This window comes from Rhizobium leguminosarum, from assembly GCF_010668065.1.
Taxonomy (GTDB): Bacteria; Pseudomonadota; Alphaproteobacteria; order Rhizobiales; family Rhizobiaceae; genus Rhizobium; species Rhizobium leguminosarum_S.
In genome coordinates this window covers 23317-40937 of the sequence record NZ_WUEN01000005.1, presented here as the reverse complement: position 1 = coordinate 40937, position 17621 = coordinate 23317, and the positions used below count along the sequence as shown (strand labels likewise).

11 protein-coding genes are annotated in these 17621 nt (G+C 62.1%); all 11 read right to left on the bottom strand.

Annotation, left to right across the window (positions count from 1 at the left end):
- Window positions 1-38: 38 nt before the first annotated feature.
- The 11 genes from addA to GR198_RS15480 all read right to left on the bottom strand — a co-directional run bounded on the left by addA (window position 39) and on the right by GR198_RS15480 (window position 17379).
- Complete coding sequence (addA, locus tag GR198_RS15530) at window positions 39-3590, bottom strand: double-strand break repair helicase AddA (protein ID WP_164069214.1); 3552 nt, start codon at window positions 3588-3590, stop codon at window positions 39-41.
- Window positions 3583-6774, bottom strand: coding sequence for a double-strand break repair protein AddB (gene addB / locus GR198_RS15525; protein WP_164069213.1), 3192 nt, complete (start codon window positions 6772-6774; stop codon window positions 3583-3585). The genes addA and addB overlap by 8 nt, the downstream gene beginning before the upstream one ends.
- Window positions 6775-6777: 3 nt before the next feature.
- Window positions 6778-7509 (bottom strand): nucleotidyltransferase family protein, encoded by a 732-nt coding sequence (locus GR198_RS15520; protein WP_164069212.1) that lies wholly within the window; start codon window positions 7507-7509, stop codon window positions 6778-6780.
- A gap of 13 nt (window positions 7510-7522) precedes the next feature.
- Window positions 7523-9040, bottom strand: coding sequence for a tRNA (adenosine(37)-N6)-threonylcarbamoyltransferase complex ATPase subunit type 1 TsaE (gene tsaE / locus GR198_RS15515; RefSeq protein ID WP_138332001.1), 1518 nt, complete (start codon window positions 9038-9040; stop codon window positions 7523-7525).
- The gene (locus GR198_RS15510; protein WP_164069211.1) at window positions 9037-11622 is read right to left on the bottom strand and encodes a sensor histidine kinase; all 2586 of its coding nucleotides are present in this window, start codon (window positions 11620-11622) and stop codon (window positions 9037-9039) included. The genes tsaE and GR198_RS15510 overlap by 4 nt, the downstream gene beginning before the upstream one ends.
- A 203-nt stretch (window positions 11623-11825) precedes the next feature.
- On the bottom strand, window positions 11826-13226 hold the full coding sequence (gene ahcY, locus GR198_RS15505) for an adenosylhomocysteinase (protein ID WP_003544127.1): 1401 nt from the start codon (window positions 13224-13226) through the stop codon (window positions 11826-11828).
- Window positions 13227-13384: 158 nt separating this feature from the next.
- Window positions 13385-13660: an HPr family phosphocarrier protein gene (locus GR198_RS15500; protein WP_003544133.1), complete on the bottom strand. Its 276-nt coding sequence runs from the start codon at window positions 13658-13660 to the stop codon at window positions 13385-13387.
- A gap of 9 nt (window positions 13661-13669) precedes the next feature.
- Complete coding sequence (locus tag GR198_RS15495; protein WP_003544139.1) at window positions 13670-14071, bottom strand: PTS sugar transporter subunit IIA; 402 nt, start codon at window positions 14069-14071, stop codon at window positions 13670-13672.
- A gap of 148 nt (window positions 14072-14219) precedes the next feature.
- On the bottom strand, window positions 14220-14672 hold the full coding sequence (locus tag GR198_RS15490; RefSeq protein ID WP_029874591.1) for an HPr kinase/phosphorylase: 453 nt from the start codon (window positions 14670-14672) through the stop codon (window positions 14220-14222).
- Window positions 14669-16459, bottom strand: coding sequence for a sensor histidine kinase (locus GR198_RS15485; RefSeq protein WP_029874590.1), 1791 nt, complete (start codon window positions 16457-16459; stop codon window positions 14669-14671). Before GR198_RS15485 ends, GR198_RS15490 begins: the two co-directional genes overlap by 4 nt.
- Window positions 16460-16644: 185 nt before the next feature.
- Window positions 16645-17379 carry a response regulator transcription factor gene (locus tag GR198_RS15480; protein WP_003544146.1) on the bottom strand — a complete coding sequence of 245 codons (735 nt, stop codon included), beginning with the start codon at window positions 17377-17379 and terminating at the stop codon, window positions 16645-16647.
- Window positions 17380-17621 lie beyond the last annotated feature (242 nt).

The following is a 17621-nucleotide window of genomic DNA, read 5'->3' as shown; positions in this document are numbered from 1 at the left end:
TGTGATGGTGCGGTGCCGAATTTTCAATGTCCGGTATTTCACTTTGTCTTGACCGCTGCAAGCGCCAAACCGAGCGCCTTTTCGCTCAGCGTGAAGAGCGAGGCGTTCTCGGTATAGACAAGCATGCAATCGATACGCTTATCAGGATAGAGCGGCGTCAGGATCTCGCGATAGATCGCCAGCTGCGCCCGGTGCGCGAAGGGGATAGCTTCTTCCGTTGTCGGCGGCACCCGATTGGTCTTGTAGTCGAGAATGACGACGCGATCGGCAAGGACGGCAAGCCGGTCGATGCGGCCGGAGACGGCATAGCGCCGATCTTCGAGCGTCAATGTTCCCATGATCGAGACCTCGGGTTGGGCCTGCGCACCGAGGACAGCCTGCAGGCCTTCCTCGTCCAATAGTTTCAGAACCGAATCGACAAGCTTGCGCCGTTCGGCTTCCGGCCAGAATCGAGCTGCCCGTTCAGCATAGCGGCTCGCCGCATCAGGCCGTTCGCCAAGTGGAATTTCGGGAAGTGCCTGCAGCATGCGATGGATCAGCCTGCCTTTTTCCAGCGAACGATCGCTGCGCTCCTTTTCGCCGAACAGCGGCGAGACGACCAGCAGACCGCCCTCGTCTTCATCGATGATCGTCCCGGCGCCGGAAGGGCTGAGCGGCCGGGGCAGCTCAGCCTGCGGCGGCAATGGCCGCAACAGGCCGTCCGGCAAGGTCTCCTCGCTGCCGCGCTCTTGGCTGCGATCGATACGCTCGAAGCTTCGTTCCACCCGCGGCACGCGCCATTTGATGCCCGGCCACTCCCCATCGGGACCGGAGAATGTGGTCGCCTCCACATGCGGATGGTCGTCTCGCAGTGCCGTCGAAATCATCATATGCCAGGTGTCGTTGTTCACACGCACGCCACGATAGCCGCAGACGACCAGCCGGTCGGCGGCACGCGTCATGGCGACATAGAGCAACCGGCGATATTCCTCTTCCGCCAGCATCTGGATACGCGCGGCATCGTCCTGGGTCAGCGAATTGGCGAGATCGGAGACAGGAACCCAGACGGACATCGGCGGCTCGTCGGGGCTGGTCTCGATCAGGCGAAGCTTCGGCAGATGGGTATGGGTGAAGGCCTTCGAACCGCCGTCGACAAGGAAAACGATCGGTGCTTCAAGACCCTTGGAGGCATGCACCGTCATGATCCGCACCTCGTTGCGCCCCTTGTCCTGCTCGCGCTTCATTACCAGGGCTTCGAGCTCCAGCGTCGAGATGAAGGATTGCAGCCCGGGAAGGCCGGAGCTCTCATGGTCGAGCGTGAAGGTCAGGAATTCGTCGAGGATATCGCTGACTTCGGTGCCGAGGCGGGCAAGGAATTGCCGCCGCCCGCCATAGCTGCCCAGCACGCGCGCATAGAAATCGTGAACCGACAGGCTCCTGGACTGCCGGAGAAACAGCTCGAGCCTCTCGACGGCAGCGCGAAAACGTTCGGTGCCATCGGCGGCGAAGCTTTTGAGATGGCTCCAGACGCTTTCACTGTCGCCGCGCAATGCGGCGATCGCAAAGATGTCGTCCTCGGAGAGATCGAAAAGCGGGCTCTTGAGCACGGCGGCGAGCGAAAGATCGTCTTCCGGCAGAAGCAGGAAACGGCCGAGCGCCAGCAGATCCTGCACGGCGATATGGCTGGTCAGCACCAGCCTGTCCGCACCGGCGACCGGAATATCGCCGCGACGCTTCAACGCGCGTGTCAACGCATTGACGAAGGCGTCGCGCTTGCGCACCAGCACCAGGATGTCGCCGGCCTCGATCAGGCGCTCCTTGCCTTTGTCGACGATCGTTTCGCGGCCGACAAGCGTGCCGATCGAATGGGCGATCCGCCGTGCGAGGATCGCGGCCGGCGCACTTTCCGGCGTCGCATCGAAGGGCGCCGTCCAGTCCTCCTCCTTCACCACCGCTTCCGGCGCAACCATCTCCCAGAGATCGACGGCGCCGGGATGTCCGATGCGGCTGGAACGATGCACGACCGGTTCGCCGAGCGCGCTGAGGCCGCGCGCGTTCTCGGGTGTCTTGAAAATGTGGTCGACCGCCTCGAGCACGTCGGCGGTCGAGCGGAACGACAGCGGCAGCCGCACGGAGGAAAAACTCTGCCCGCTATCGGAAACGCGCCGCCGCGTCCGGTCGCTCTCCTCAGAAAAACGCTCGGGCCTTGCCCCCTGGAAGGAATAGATCGACTGCTTTTCGTCGCCGACGGCAAAAAGCGTGCGCACGATCGGCCGGGCGCTTTCGCCGGAGAAGAAATCTTCGGCGAGCGACTGGATGACGCTCCACTGGATCGGGCTGGTATCCTGCGCCTCGTCGACGAGGATATGATCGATGCCGCGATCGAGCTTGTAGTGGATCCAGGGGCCGACGCCACTTTTTGTCAGCAGGTCGGCGGTGCGGGTGATCAGATCCTCGAAGTCGAGCTGGCTGCGCTGCTTCTTCAACTCCTCATAGTCGTGATTCAGCCGATCGGCGAGCACGAGCGCTGCATGTGTGGCGCCGTACATCCGCATCAGTTTCAGCCGGTCGCGGCTTGCTGCGACATGCGCGCGGGCAATGGCGATGGCCTCCGCCAGCTGCGGTGCCTCGGCAAGCATGGCCTTGACGAAGAATTGCGAGTCCGCCTTGGGCTCGCCCTTCACGGTCAGAAAGATTTTCTCGAGAAATTGCGCGCGCCTTGCGTCATCGGGCTCCCGCCCGGCGAGCCTGAGGCCATAGGCAACCTCCTGCGCCTTCGCACCGCCCTTCTGGTCGGCAAGCGAAAGATAAAGCTCCAGCGTACCGCCCGAAAGCTCCGGCAAAGGCCAATATTGCGCTGCGATTCTGTCTTCCGTGTCGCCGACGGCAAGGCCGAGCCTTTTGCGCAGGACCTTCTCCACACCTCCTTGCTGTTCGGCCGTCGCGGTGAAACGACGAATGGCATTGCGGTTGGCGACGATGTCGCCGAGCAGGTTCTCCAGCCCGGATTCGTCGCCGAGATTGAGCACGTAGGCGAATGCCTCGGCAAGGGCGCTGTCTTCGTCAGGCGCGGTTGCCGTCAGCAGCGCCCGGCGCGCATCGGAAAGCAGCGCCACCGCCGCGCGATCGTCGAGAACCGAGAAATGCCCGGCAACGTTGGCTTCCAGCGGGAACTGATGCAGCAGTGCCTCGCAAAAGGCATGGATCGTCTGGATCTTCAGTCCGCCGGGTGTCTCCAGCGCCTTGGCAAACAGCCGGCGTGCCTCGGCAAGCTTCAGTCCGTCGGGAGCCGTGCCTTCGATCTGTGTGATGCGCCGGCCGAGGTCCTCATCGTCAAGCACCACCCATTCCGCCAGCCGTTCGAAGACGCGGTTCGACATTTCCGAAGCCGCGGCCTTGGTGTAGGTGAGGCATAAAATGGCGGAAGGCCGCGCGCCTGATAGCAGCAGCCGGATGACGCGCTGTGTCAGCACATGCGTCTTGCCGGAACCGGCATTGGCCGAGACCCATGCTGAACGCAGCGGATCGGAGGCAATCGCCTGCTGGATCGTCGTCCAGCCGATCCAGGCGCCCGGATCGTCATCGTTGGGAAGGGCGGTCACATCACTCATCACCGCCCTCTTCGGTTTCGGCCGTCGACCATTCGGAGACGCGGGCAAGATGATCGTAGTCGCCGCCGAAATCGAATTGCTGGGCCGGGATCAGCCGCGAGGTAAAGCCTCTTTCGCTGGATTGCAGCAACCCCACGAATTTGACCAGCTGGTCGATCGATTCGGCGGCGAGATCCATCGCCGATTTCGCCTTGTCGCTGCGGGCCGAGCTCTCGTTGTTGACGGTATCGACTTGAAAGCGGCTTCCCGGACGCAGACGTACATAGAGAAGGTCCTGCGGCACGAGGCTGCCGGCATCGCGAAAAGCGCCGGCGCTCAACGCCGACGCTTCAAGCGCAAGCTGGGGATCGAGAAGCACGCGTGCCTGCGCCGGCGAGGGATTGTAGCCAGTCTTGTAGTCGATGATGTCGGCCGAGTGTGGTCCTGTTATGTCGATCCGGTCTGCAACGCCGGTGAGCCGGATATTGATCGGCTCCAGCTCCATACCGCCCCGTACCTCCGTCAGCGTTTTCAGGATGCCATGCCGGCGTCCAGCCTCCCATTCGAGGAAGGCGCGGGCCACCGCGCGAAAACGCGGCCGCCACACGGCATCGATATGCGGTGGCAGCTTTTCCATGTCGAAAAGCTCGGAAAGGACGTGCTCCATCGCCGCTGCCGCATCCGGCGTGCCGGCGATATGGGCTTCGCGGATGAACCGGTCGATGATCTTGTGGTAGAGCGTCCCGCGTTCGGCCGCCCCTGGATCGCGATTGAACGGGTCGACGGGGTCGAGCCGCAGGATGCGACGGGCATAGATGGCATAGGGATCTCGGCGCAGCCGGCCGACTTCGCTGAAGGAATAGGATTTCGGCTGCAGCGCCAGCGGCGGTTTCGGCGTGGGGCGTTGCGCCGGCGCTTGGACCTCTCCTCGATCGATGAGAGCGGCCCATTGGAGAAACCGATCACCGCGAGCGCTCAATTCCGCTTCGAACGCCTCTCCGCCGAGCGCCAGCAGCCGCTGCAGCCAACGCGAGGCAACGGTCGGCGTCGAGCCCTGGCGCAGCGCGCGCGAATAGATCAGATGGCATGTGCCGTTTGCCATCTCGAAATCATGTGCCAGCTGGCCGATGCGCCGCTCCGGCGGCTCGAGGCCGATTTCCGTCTTCATCATTCGCGGAATGAAGGGATTGTTGGCGGTCTGTCCCGGCCAAGTGCCTTCGTTCAGGCCGCCGAGGATCAACGTATCGACGCTCTGCAGGCGGGCTTCCAACGTGCCGAAGATGAAGAGGCGGGGATGGCTGAGCGCCCGTGGCTTCACCGCATGACCGGCGGCAAGGGCTGCCATGATGTCGATCCATTGCGGTCCGTCGGCCTCCATCTGGCCGTCCGTATCGATCACTTCACCGAGCAGGGCGGCGAGGGCATCTCCCGCTTCGTTCGACCAGAGATCAGCGAGATTGCCTTGCGGATCGACTGCGACCGCTTCAAGCGAACGGCCGGTGCGCTCCGCCCATTCGGACAATGTGAAGCGCGCGGTTCTTCCACGATCTTCCGGCCGATGCCGCATCAGCGCCGAAGCCAGCGGCTCGGTCGCTTGTGCGACCCGGCGGGCAAGGTCGTATGCGGCGTCGGCGGCCTCAGGCGAAAGCGCTTTTCGCCATTGCGGCGCGTGCCTGTCCAGGGCCTGTTCGGCAAGTTGGTGCCTGAGCAGCGGTTCCAGCGTGCTGATATCCACCTCTGCCACGCCGCCGCGCAGTGCCAGCAGCTCGAGCGCCTCGGTAGCGGAAATCAATGCACCGCGCTCCAGGCCGAAGCGGGCAAGCGGATGTTTGAGCAGCGAGACGATCCCCACCGGATCGCCCGGCCGCAGCGCTGCTTCCAGCAGCAATTGCAGCAAGGTGCCCTGCGGCATGGCCGAAAGCGGTGTGCCCGCCGAATCGTCGGCGAGGATGCCGAAGCGGGAAAGCTCGGCCATCACCCGCCGAGCGAGATTGCGGTCCGGAGTGATGAGGGCTGCCCGGCTCTCGCTGTCCTGTCCCGGTCTTTCCAGCGCCAGCCGGAGCGCGATGGCAATCGCGGTTGCTTCCTCGCGCTCATTGGCGGCTTCAATCAGCGAGACATCAGAGAAGGCCGAAGACAGCGCGCCTGCCGGCAGGTCGGTTTTCCAAGCTCCCCAGTCACTGGTCGCCTCCGCCGGAGCAAGGGCCCGCGACAGGATTTCGGCGCGCCGGTCAATATCGGCCTCCGGTCTGTCGAGGAGCGTGACGTCGGCTCGCGTCAGCTTCAGCCGCTTGAGCAGCAACGACAGACCATATTGCGGATGGCTCCGGCTTGCCGGATTGGCATGTTGGCCGGGCGCCGGTTCCGGCGCGACCATCTGCCAGTGCTTTTCGGGCATGGAGAGATCGAGGCCCGGAAGCACGATCACGCCTTCCGGCAGATGGGCGACGGCGGCGATGAGATCGGCGGTGGCGGGAACGGAACCCGTCGAACCGGCGATGATGATCGGTCCCGCGGGTTTCGTCGCCGAAAGCCGGCCTGCTTCGGCCCGGAGAATGGCGTTTCTGTGCCGCGCCGGCGAGGATTTGCCGAGTTCGGAAAGCCGCTCGGGCCAGAAGGCACTGGCGATCTGCAGGAACTCCGCCGTCAGCTGCCACCAGGCGGCATAATCGCCGGTATCGAGTTTAGACAGCTCCGACCAGTCGAGATCCTCGGTCTCGATGGAATCGATCAGCTCGGCAAGATTGCGGGCGAGCCAGATCGCATCCGCCGGGCTTGCCGGCGCGACGAGCGGCGAGTCCGAGTGAATGTGGCGGACGATCTCCGGCAGCTTGTTTCGCCAGGCAAGGATCAGGCGCGCCAGCTCCAGCAGGCGGGCGGTATTCGACAGCGGCTGGGCGAGATCGATCGTTGCCGGCAGCGCCTCGTCGAAATAGCCACTATCGTCATCGGTTTCGCCGAGCGGACGGATGACGGGGAGGATCGCCGAGCGGCCGCCGAGCAGGTCGACGAATTCGGACCGCAGTACACGCACGGCGCGCCGGGTCGGCAGGTAGATCGTGACTTTGGCAAGCGATAGCGGATCATCGGCGTCGTGCCGGAAAATCGGCGTCAATCGGCCGTCGCAAACTGTCGTCGCCAGCGTTTTCAGGAAGGAGAGGCCCGCCGGGATCGTCAGGATGCGTGGCTGGTGCCGCTCCGCCATGGCTTAAGCAAACGTCCGCAATCGCCGGATCGTTTCCTCCGCCTCGCCGATTGCCTCCGGCGTGCCGACCGTCAGCCAATGGCCTTCGAGCACCATGCCGAAAAGCCGTCCACGTGCGATCGCCTTGTCGAAATAGATATTGAGGTTGAAGGCATCCTTCGGCGCATCGTCGAACAGCGACGGGTTCATGGCGATCGCGCCGGCATAGACGACGGGATTGGACGGATCGTCGCGATAACGCGTCAGCCGGCCATCGGACGCAAGACTGAAGTCGTTCTTGCCATTGTGACCCGTCGTATCCTCGATCCCGACGCAAAGCAGCGCCATATCCATGCGTTTGGCATCGAAGAATCCGGCTAAGCGTTCCAGGTTCGTCGGCCGCCCCGGCTGTTCGCCGATCCAGAAGAGATCGGCATTCATGACGAAGATATTGTCGCGGTTAAGCAGCCTCAGCCCCTTCGCCAGGCCGCCGCCGGAATTCATCAGTGCGTCCCGCTCGTCCGATATGACGATGTCGAGGCCGCGATAATTCCCGAGATGGTCGAGCATCTGGTCGGCGTGATGGTGAACGTTGACGACGGCGCGTTCGACGCCGGCCGCCACCAGCGAATCCAGCGCGTAGTCGATCATCGGCTTGCCGTCGATCTTCACCAGCGGCTTCGGGATCTTGTCGGTGATCGGGCGCATGCGGGTTCCGAGACCCGCGGCCAGTACCATGGCTTGTCTGATGGTCATTCTGATCCGAAACTTATGATTCGCTCTGGCCTATTCCAGCCCTTGCGCACCAATCGCGCAAGGGGGCAAGCGTTTCATGCTCGAGCGCGACGTTCAGATAGGAAAGCGTGCGCGGCATGTGTTTCAGATAGCCCGGCTTGCCGTCGCGCTGCAACAGGCGCACCCAAAGACCGGCAAGCTTGCAATTGCGCTGCGCCGACATGATCGCCCAGGCCTTCATAAATCCGGCTTCGTCGAAACCGCGCTCCGCGCGGCGAAGCGTCAGATAATCATCCATCAGCTGCCGGAAGAGGTCCGGCTCGATCGTTACGCGCGCATCCTGGACGATCGACGCAAGGTCATAAGCCGTCGGGCCGATCATCGCGTCCTGGAAGTCGATCAGGCCGATCTTGCGAATACCGCTTTCATGTTCGCGCCAGATGATGTTCGGCGAATGGAAGTCGCGCAGCAGCAGGCTCTTCTCGGCCGTTGCGAGCTCGTCGATGAGTGCATCCCAGATCGCCAGATATTCCGCCCGTTCGGCTTCCGTTGCGGGTGCGCCCTGGCGCTTCCAGGGCAGGTGCCAGTCGAGCACCAACCGCACCTCCATCTTCATCGCCGTGCGGTCGAAATCAGGAATATGGTGGATATGGCCCTTTCCAACGGGGATGTCCTGCGGAAATTTCAGGGCGTGCAGCTTGGCCAGGCAGGCGACGCTTTCGCGATAGCGTTCTATAACCGGCTGTCCGTGGATATCCAGCACGCCTTCGCTGCCGAGATCTTCGATCAGCAGGATACCCTTGTTATAATCCACCTTGTAGACTTCGGGCGCCGCAAAACCATCCTTGCGCAGCGTATCGGCGATCGCCACGAAGGGATAAGCGTTTTCGGCAAGATGCGCGACTTTGGGATAGGGTTTGCCGTCGAGAACCGGCGGGCCTTCAGCAAGCGGCGGCCAGTCCATCAGGATGATGCGTTGGTTCCCGGCTTGCGGATAGATCGCCTCATAGGCGCGCAGCGAGGCGTCGCCGGTCAGGAAGCGGCGTCTCGCTTCGGGATAACCTGCACCGTCAAGGAAATCGCGGATCGCCAGGACACGGCGGATGCGTGTATTTTGCGCGCCCGCGGCTCTGATTGTCGCCCGACGGCCATTGACCTCATGTTCAAGTGTCAGCGCGATGCGCTCCGCGGGCAGTTCGCTCTCCGCCATCTCAGGCCATTCGACGAGACAGATACCGTTCTGCAGGGCCTCGTCGAAGCCAAGCTCTGTCAGTTCGGCGGCATCGCCGAGCCGGTAGAGATCGAAATGCGAAACGGCGATGCGCAGATCGTAGGATTGTACCAGCGTGAAGGTCGGGCTCGGGACCTCGAGCCCCTCGTCATCGGCGATGGCGCGCAGGATCGCGCGGGCGAGCGAGGATTTCCCCGCGCCGAGATCGCCGGAAAGGGCAAGGCAATCGCCGGCCTTCAGGGCCAGCGCCAGGTCCTCGCCGAGGCGGATGGTAGCCGCCTCGTCTTTCAGGAAAAGCGAGATCGTATCGCTGGTCGTCATTCGGCGGCGGCGGAATGCGGGACATCGACCGAGGGGATACGGCAGACGACGGTCGTGCCCTTGCCCGGCTCGCTGTCGATCGTCACATCGCCATGATGCAGACTGACGAAGCTGTCGACGATCGAGAGGCCGAGGCCGGCGCCGCCGCGTTTGCCGCTTTTTGCCCCCGTGGCAAAACGGTCGAAGACGGTCGCGATCATATCAGGTGAGATGCCGGGGCCGCGATCGCTGACGGCGAAGACGAAATCCGTGCCTTCGCGATGGCATTCCAGCGAGATTGAGGTGCCTTCGGGCGAGAAATTCGCCGCATTGGACAGAAGCTTCAGAAGGATCTGCTTCAGCCGCTGCGGATCGGCAACGATCGAGCCGAGATAGGCGGGTGCGGTGATTTCAAGCGCGACGCCGCTTTCGTGGAGGCGATCGGCAATCTGCATCGAGACGTCGTCGAGCAGATCGTTGAGATCGATATCCGCATAATTGAGGCGCATGATGCCGGCATCGACGGTCGCAAGGTCGAGAATATCGTTGACGAGCGTCAAGAGAACCGAGGACGAGGTCGAGATGTGGTCGATATATTCGGCCTGCCGTTCGGTAAGCGGCCCGACGCCCGGCGTGCGCAGGAGATCGGTGAAGCCGATGATGTTGGTCAATGGCGAGCGCAGTTCATAGGAAACGTGCTGGACGAAATCGTTTTTCAGCTCGTCGGCCTTGCGCAACGCTTCGTTCTTCTCGGTCAGCGCGCGCTCGGCACGCACGCTGTCCGTCATGTTGACGAAGGTCAGCATGGTCTGCGCGTTCGGTAGCGGGATGACGGCATAGTCGAGCACGAGGCCGGAGAAGAGTTCCAGCGTTCCCTGGCCCGAGCGGCGTTCGTCGTCGAAGCTGGTGATCAGTTCCGCGAAGGTCTTCCAGCCGTCCGGCCGATCATAGGACGGGGCGCAGGCCTCGCCCAGCGCACGGATATGGGTGCCGGGCTTGGCTTCGGTTTCGGTGATCCCCCAGAGCGCACGGAAGGCCGGATTGGAAAGGCGGATGCGTCCATCAGGACCGAACACCGCCACACCTTCGGAAAGGTGGTCGATCGTTTCGCCCTGCACCTTGACCAGCGTGTTGTAGCGCGTTTCGAGATCGACCTGCTCGGTCAGGTTTTCGAACACCCAGGTGGCGCCACCCTGCGGATGGGCGGTCGCAAAGACCCGCAACGTCTGCCCGTTTGGCAGGTGCCAGAGATCGGATTGCGTGTCGAGCGCGCGATAGACGGAAAGCGCGGCTTCCTTCCAGCTTTTCCAGTTGAGCTGGTCCGGCAGCTTCTTGGCCGCCCGCAGCCGCTCGAGCAGCTCGCTATTATCAGGCCGGCCTTCGAGGAAGGCGATATCCAGCTCCCAGAGCGCGACGAAGGCCTGGTTGTAGAATTGCAGCCGGCGGTCGCCGTCGAAGATGGCAACCGGCGTGGCGAGATGGTCGAGCGTTTCGGCATGGCTCTTCAGCGTCCGTTCCAGCTCGGCGCGCACTGCCTCTATGTCGGACACATCGATCGCGATGCCGGCCGAGCCGCCGGGAACCCTGACGTCGACGACGTCGAAGAATGTGCGGTTGCCGTGCACGACCGTCGAGATCTTGTCGTGGAAGGGCGATTCCGGCGTCGTCGTCGCGCGAATGCGTTCGCGCGCGACGGTCGTCAGCATCTCGCGGCCTTCATTGATCGCCTGCTGCGGCGATCGCGCTTCGACCGCCTCGCCATAAGCCTGGTTGACCCAGGTGAGGCGGCCCACCGGATCGCGCTGCCAGGCCGGCATGTCGATGGCGTCGAGCATGGTCTGGAAGGCCGAGATCGAGGTCATCAGCCGGTCGCGTTCGATTCTGAGCTCTGCGAGCTCGGCGCGCAGATTGTTGAGCGCCACAAAACGGACGAAAGCACGCCCGCCGGAAACCCGGCCCTGCGCCTCCAGGATTTCATCGCGGATGGTTTCGACCACCATGTCGAAGCTTTGCGCCTCGTCGCGCAGCCGGTCGATCGCCTTTTCCAGCTCGGAAGCCGAACGTGACTTCAGCCACAGGCCGAAGGCCAGGAATTCGCCGTCCTGCGGCGCGCCGGTTTCAGGCGGAAGCTGGCCGAGCAGTTCGGGGCGCGCATTGCCGTCCCAGATGACGATCCGCCGGTTCTTGTCGGCGATCAGAGCCTGGTATTGCGAAATGCGCTGCTGGGCATCGGAGAGCGCCGAGCGGATTTCCCGGCTCTCGTTTTCCAGGTTGCCGCGCTGGCGCACGAGCCACAGCGTCGACAGCAGGGCTGCCGATATGACGCCGATGACGACGGAAACACCGATCACTTGCGAGGATGTGAAGAGGTGAGCCGTGGCCGCTGCCTGCTGCTCCGCCTGTGCCAGGGCCGGCCGCGCCAGCGCGGCGAGCGCCGTGCCGGCCGCGCAGCTTTTCAGGAAGCGCGCCAATGGTCCGTGCTCTTGCTTTACGGCCTCGTGTGCCGTTGCAGATTGATATCCTTGACCTGCCATGAGCGGGCGGCGATCGGCGCGAGCGCCATCATCCACCTGACCGGGCAGGCTGCTTTTCATTTCCGACATCCGCGGTATGTCTCCGTCCTTCAATGTGCCGCATTACGACAAGACATCCCATTTTCGCAGCGGTCGGACTGGGTCCGGCGCCACGAATCAAGTCTTAAAACAATACTTCGGATGGGAATCGGCGGGAAGGGAGCGCCCAAAAAATAAGCCGCGGCATTTGTCAATGCCGCGGCTTCTACATCTTGTGGATATTAACGATCAGATCAATATCTGTAGTGGTCGGACTTGAACGGTCCCTTCGGCGAGACGCCGATATAGGCAGCCTGTTCCGCAGAAAGCTCAGTCAGCTTCACGCCGAGCTTGTCGAGATGCAGGCGTGCGACCTTCTCGTCGAGATGCTTCGGCAGGATATAGACCTGGTTGGAATACTGGTCGGGCTTGGTGAAAAGCTCGATCTGCGCCAGCGTCTGGTTGGTGAACGAAGCCGACATCACGAAGGACGGATGGCCGGTGGCGTTGCCGAGGTTGAGCAGACGGCCTTCGGAAAGAAGGATGATGCGATTGCCCTTGGGGAATTCGATCAGGTCGACCTGTGGCTTGACGTTGGTCCACTTGAGATTGCGCAATGCAGCGACTTCGATTTCGTTGTCGAAGTGACCGATATTGCCGACGATCGCCATATCCTTCATCGCCCGCATATGGTCGATGCGGATGACGTCCTTGTTGCCGGTGGTGGTGATGAAAATATCGGCCGAGGAAACGACGTCCTCGAGCAGAACGACTTCATAACCGTCCATAGCAGCCTGCAATGCGCAGATCGGATCGGCTTCGGTCACCTTGACGCGGGCGCCGGCGCCGGAGAGCGAAGCGGCAGAACCCTTGCCGACGTCGCCGTATCCGCAAACGACGGCAACCTTGCCGGCCATCATGACGTCGGTGCCGCGGCGGATGCCGTCGACCAGCGATTCCTTGCAGCCATACTTGTTGTCGAACTTCGACTTGGTGACCGAGTCGTTGACGTTGATCGCCGGGAAGGGCAGCAGGCCCTTCTGGCTGAGCTGGTAAAGGCGGTTGACGCCGGTCGTCGTTTCCTCGGTGACGCCCTTGATCGCGTCGCGCTGCTTGGTGAACCAGCCAGGCGAAGCGGCAAGGCGCTTCTTGATCTGTGCGAAGAGGATTTCCTCCTCTTCGGAATGCGGGTGAGACAGCACGTCCTCGCCGGCTTCTGCGCGGGCGCCAAGCAGGATGTACATGGTGGCGTCGCCGCCGTCATCGAGGATCATGTTGGAAAGACCGCCATCGGCCCACTGGAAGATCTTGTCGGTGTAGACCCAGTAATCTTCGAGCGATTCGCCCTTGATGGCGAAGACAGGCACGCCGGAAGCGGCGATCGCGGCAGCGGCATGATCCTGCGTCGAGAAGATGTTGCACGAGGCCCAGCGGACTTCGGCGCCGAGCGCGACCAGCGTCTCGATGAGCACGGCCGTCTGGATAGTCATGTGCAGCGAGCCGGTGATGCGCGCGCCCTTCAGCGGCTTTGTCTGGCCGAATTCGGTGCGGCAGGACATCAGCCCCGGCATTTCGGTTTCGGCGATCGTAATTTCCTTGCGGCCGAAATCCGCAAGCCCGATATCGGCGACGACATAATCTTTTTCAGTGCTCATAGAGGTCTCCAGGCTGAAAAACGTCTCAAAATTGGCGCAGGCGCGAAGGATGACCCACGTGCAAGCGCACGGCATGTCCGCCGTTTAGCAGGCTTCGCGGGTGATGGCAATAAGGATATAAAGAAGTCTTTATATGTTTATATGAACGCGATCGGAGCTCACATCTCCTCGCCGAACCTGTTCTGGATCAGCTGGTCCAGGGCCTCCAGCGCTTCCTCGGCCTGGCTGCCGCTCGCCGAAACGACGACGCTCGAGCCGGGGCTTGCCGCAAGCATCATCAGGCCCATGATGGAGGTTCCGCCGACCGTCATTCCATCCTTGGAAACGGTGATGGCGGCATCGAAGGTCTCGACCATCTGCACGAATTTGGCTGAAGCGCGCGCATGAAGACCGCGCTTGTTGATGATGAGGAGTTCCCGGGAGAGCGATGTCATAAATGCCCGTTATTTTCCGCTGAGCACGCGGCTCGCGACATTGATATATTTCCGCCCGGCTTCGGAGGCCTCCACCAGCGCCTTCTCCATGTTGTTCTCGCCGCGCACCCCGGCAAGTTTGATCAACATCGGCAGGTTGACGCCGGCAATGACTTCGGTATGGCCGCTGCTCATGACTGATATGGCGAGATTGGACGGCGTGCCGCCGAACATGTCGGTCAGGATGACGACGCCATGGCCATCATCGGCACCGGAAACGGCTTCCAGAATGTCCTGCCGTCTCTGGTCCATGTCGTCTTCGGGGCCAATACAGACCGTCTCGATGAATTTCTGAGGACCGACGACGTGCTCGACAGCATGACGAAACTCTTCAGCCAGCTTGCCATGAGTGACAAGCACAAGTCCGATCATGATATTACTGCTCCCATATACAAACGGTGGCCCCAATATCGCAATGCAGCAATTACGTCCACCGGTGGGGGCACATCTTGGCTATGAAAAGCCGAAGTGCAAGATAAAAATGCGAATATATAAGGCAGATTGACCAATCCGGAAGGCCTCAGCGCCCGATATCCGGCACTTTTGCCATCAGGATCGCAAGGGGTGAGGAAACGCCTGTGAGCAACCGCAATGCGGGAAGCGAAAAACCGGCGGCAAGGCTCACTATTTCGCCCTCGGGAGGCACCCGGTCTTCACCGGTAGCGCTGCCCGGAAGCACGGCATAATGCATGGCCGCTCTTGGAATATGGTCCTGACGAACGATGCCGGTGCCGCGAAGTTCGATCAGCCCGGTGATCGACGGCGGGCACGTGGCGATCACCGCGCCGGCCTCTCTTGAGAGAAGAACCTGGTCGTCGGCGACCAGCGCCGTGAAAAGCCCGAGCCGGCGCGCCTCGGTCATGCAGGTGAAGGCCAGCATCGATTTTCCCCAGCCGGAGGGGCCGCTGAACAGCAGCCCCGTCTTACCGACGACGATCGCCGTCGCATGGACGTTGAAACCTGCCTCGGTCATGCTGCGGCGCCGATTGGCAAAGAGAGGATGAAGCGCGCGCCGAGTATATGCCCGCTCTCGGCATCGGTGATGTTTTCGGCTCTCAGCGAACCGCCATGCGCTTCGGCGATCTGCCGGCTGATCGAAAGGCCGAGCCCCGAATTCTGGCCGAAGCCTTCCGCCTCCGGCCGGTCCGTATAGAAGCGCTCGAAGATACGGTCGATATTTTCCGCCTGGATGCCGGGGCCGTTGTCTTCGATAGTGGTGACGCAGCGCGAGCGTGTCCGCACCAGCCGCACGATAATCTTGCCGCCCTTTTCCGGCACGAAAGAGCGGGCATTCTCGATCAGGTTGGCGATAATCTGGCCGATGCGTAGATCGTGGCCGTTGACGACGAAGCGCGTCTTGACGTTCGGCTTGCGTTCGATCGCATATTCGATTTCCACCTGCTTCTTGGTGCTTCTGACCTGACGCGAAACCTCGATGAGGTCGCGCAGCAGCACCTCCATGTCGACGGAGCCGGCATCGACGCGTGCGAGTTCGGCGTCGAGACGGGAGGCGTCGGAGATATCGCTGATCAGCCGGTCGAGGCGGCGGACATCGTGCTGGATGACGTCCATCAGCCGCTTCTTGGAATCGTCGGATCGGGCAAGCGGCAGCGTTTCGACGGCGCTGCGCAGCGAGGTCAGCGGGTTCTTGAGCTCGTGGCTGACATCGGCCGCAAAACTCTCGATCGAATCGATGCGGTCGTAGAGCGCCGTCGTCATCTCGCGCAATGCGATCGAAAGGTTGCCGATTTCATCCTGGCGGGCAGAGAAGTCGGGAATTTCCTCACGCGTCTTGGCGCCGCGGCGCACACGGATGGCCGCTGCCGAAAGACGGCGCAGCGGATTGGCGATGGTCGACGACAGCACCAGCGAAAGCAGCACGTTGACGAGTGTCGCCACGCCGAAGACGCGCATGATGGCAAGCCGCTCGGCATGGACGATATTGTCGATGTCGCCCGCCTGCGTCGACAACAACAGCACGCCGAGCACGGCGCGGAAGCGCTGGATCGGCACGGCGACGGAAACGATGAGTTCACCTTTTTCGGTGGTGCGCACGACTGCGCCGCGCACGCCGGTGAGCGCGTTCATCACTTCGGGATAGATCGAGCCGTCGCCGCCCGGCGCTTCCTTATAGAGCGGCAGATTGCCGGGCTGTAACGCCTTGTTGAACAGGGTGGCGAACCACTCGCTCCAGGTCTGTTTCTCTTCCTCCACCGGCGGCAGGTCGAAGCGCAGCACCTGGCCGCGCGAATAGAGATGGCGCGAATCGAGCAGCAGGTTGGCATCGGCGTCGAAGATGCGGGCGCGGGTGCGCGTCGGAGAGATCAGCCGGCGCAGGACCGGCGCGACCTTTTCGGGATCGATCGGGAATTCAAGGTCCTCGTCGTTCGGCACCGGGGTGATGCTCTGGCCGGCTTGCAGCTCGAGCAGCTTTTGCGGATCGATGGTGATCGAGTTCGTATCGACCGACGCGGAGGCCGAAACGGCGCCGGCGATGATTTCGCCCTGCGTCAACAGGCTTTCGGCCCGGGCGTCGATCAATCCCTCGCGGAACTGGTTAAGGTAGAGGATGCCGCCGACGAGCACCACCAGCGCGACGAGATTGAAGAACAGGATGCGCCGCGTCAGGCTCGAAAAGACGGCATTGCCGAAGATGCGGCGGATCAGCGTGAAGGGATGCGACCAACGGCGGCCTCGGACGCGACGGGTGCTCACGCCCTCCGCATCGTCCAGATCCCTTTCCTGCACCAACTGTGCCAATGACAGGCCCTTTCGAAGGGCGGGGCCGGATGGACCGGCCCGCAGCCCTCAACATTTCCGACAGCGCCGCGCGTCTTTTCAGACGCGCAAAGGACGCTGCGACATTTTGAACTGCTGCATAATTTAATCCTTAAATCGATGCCGACTTAGGAGATTATGCAGGAGCGCGTTGCGCCGCTCGGGGCTCAGGCTGCTTCGCGGAAGCGGTATCCCACTCCGTAGAGTGTTTCAATCATATCAAAGTCGGTGTCGACCATCTTGAATTTCTTGCGCAGCCGCTTGATGTGGCTGTCGATGGTCCGGTCGTCGACATAGACCTGTTCATCATAGGCTGCGTCCATCAGCGCGTCGCGGCTTTTGACGACGCCGGGGCGCTGCGCCAGCGAATGCAGGATCAGGAATTCGGTCACCGTCAGCGTCACGGCCTCGCCTTTCCAGGTGCAGGTATGGCGTTCCTGGTCCATGACCAGCTGCCCGCGTTCCAGCGAGCGGGCCTGCTGCACCGCGCCGGTCTTCGGCGCGCCGGTGGGGCTGGTGCCGGCAGCGGCGGCTTCGCGGCTTGACGCGCGGCGCAGGACGGCGCGTACGCGCTCCACCAGCAGACGCTGCGAAAAAGGTTTGGTGATGAAATCATCGGCACCCATCTTCAGGCCGAAGAGTTCATCGATCTCCTCATCCTTGGAGGTGAGGAAGATGACCGGAATATCCGACTTCTGCCGCAGGCGGCGCAGCAGTTCCATGCCGTCCATGCGCGGCATCTTGATGTCGAAGATCGCCAGCTGCGGCGGTCGCGCCAGCAGGCCGTCGAGCGCCGAAGCACCGTCCGTATACGTCTCGACCTTATATCCTTCGGCCTCCAGTGCGATCGACACCGAGGTGAGGATGTTGCGGTCGTCATCAACGAGCGCGATTGTCGGCATGGTGTTGGTCTCCGTCATCAGTGCGCAATCTCCCGGATTTGCTCTCCCCAGGCGGTCTCAGTGACCGGATGCGCTTATGGAGGATAAAGGTGGAACAAATTGTGGCAAAGATAAAGGGGAAGATTGTCGTAAAATTCGCGAGCAATCTTAGGTAGTGCGTCCGAATCTTTAAACGCGATCTATTCAAACGATTTAAAATTAAGACGATAAATTTAAATCGATTAATTGTTTGATATCACTGC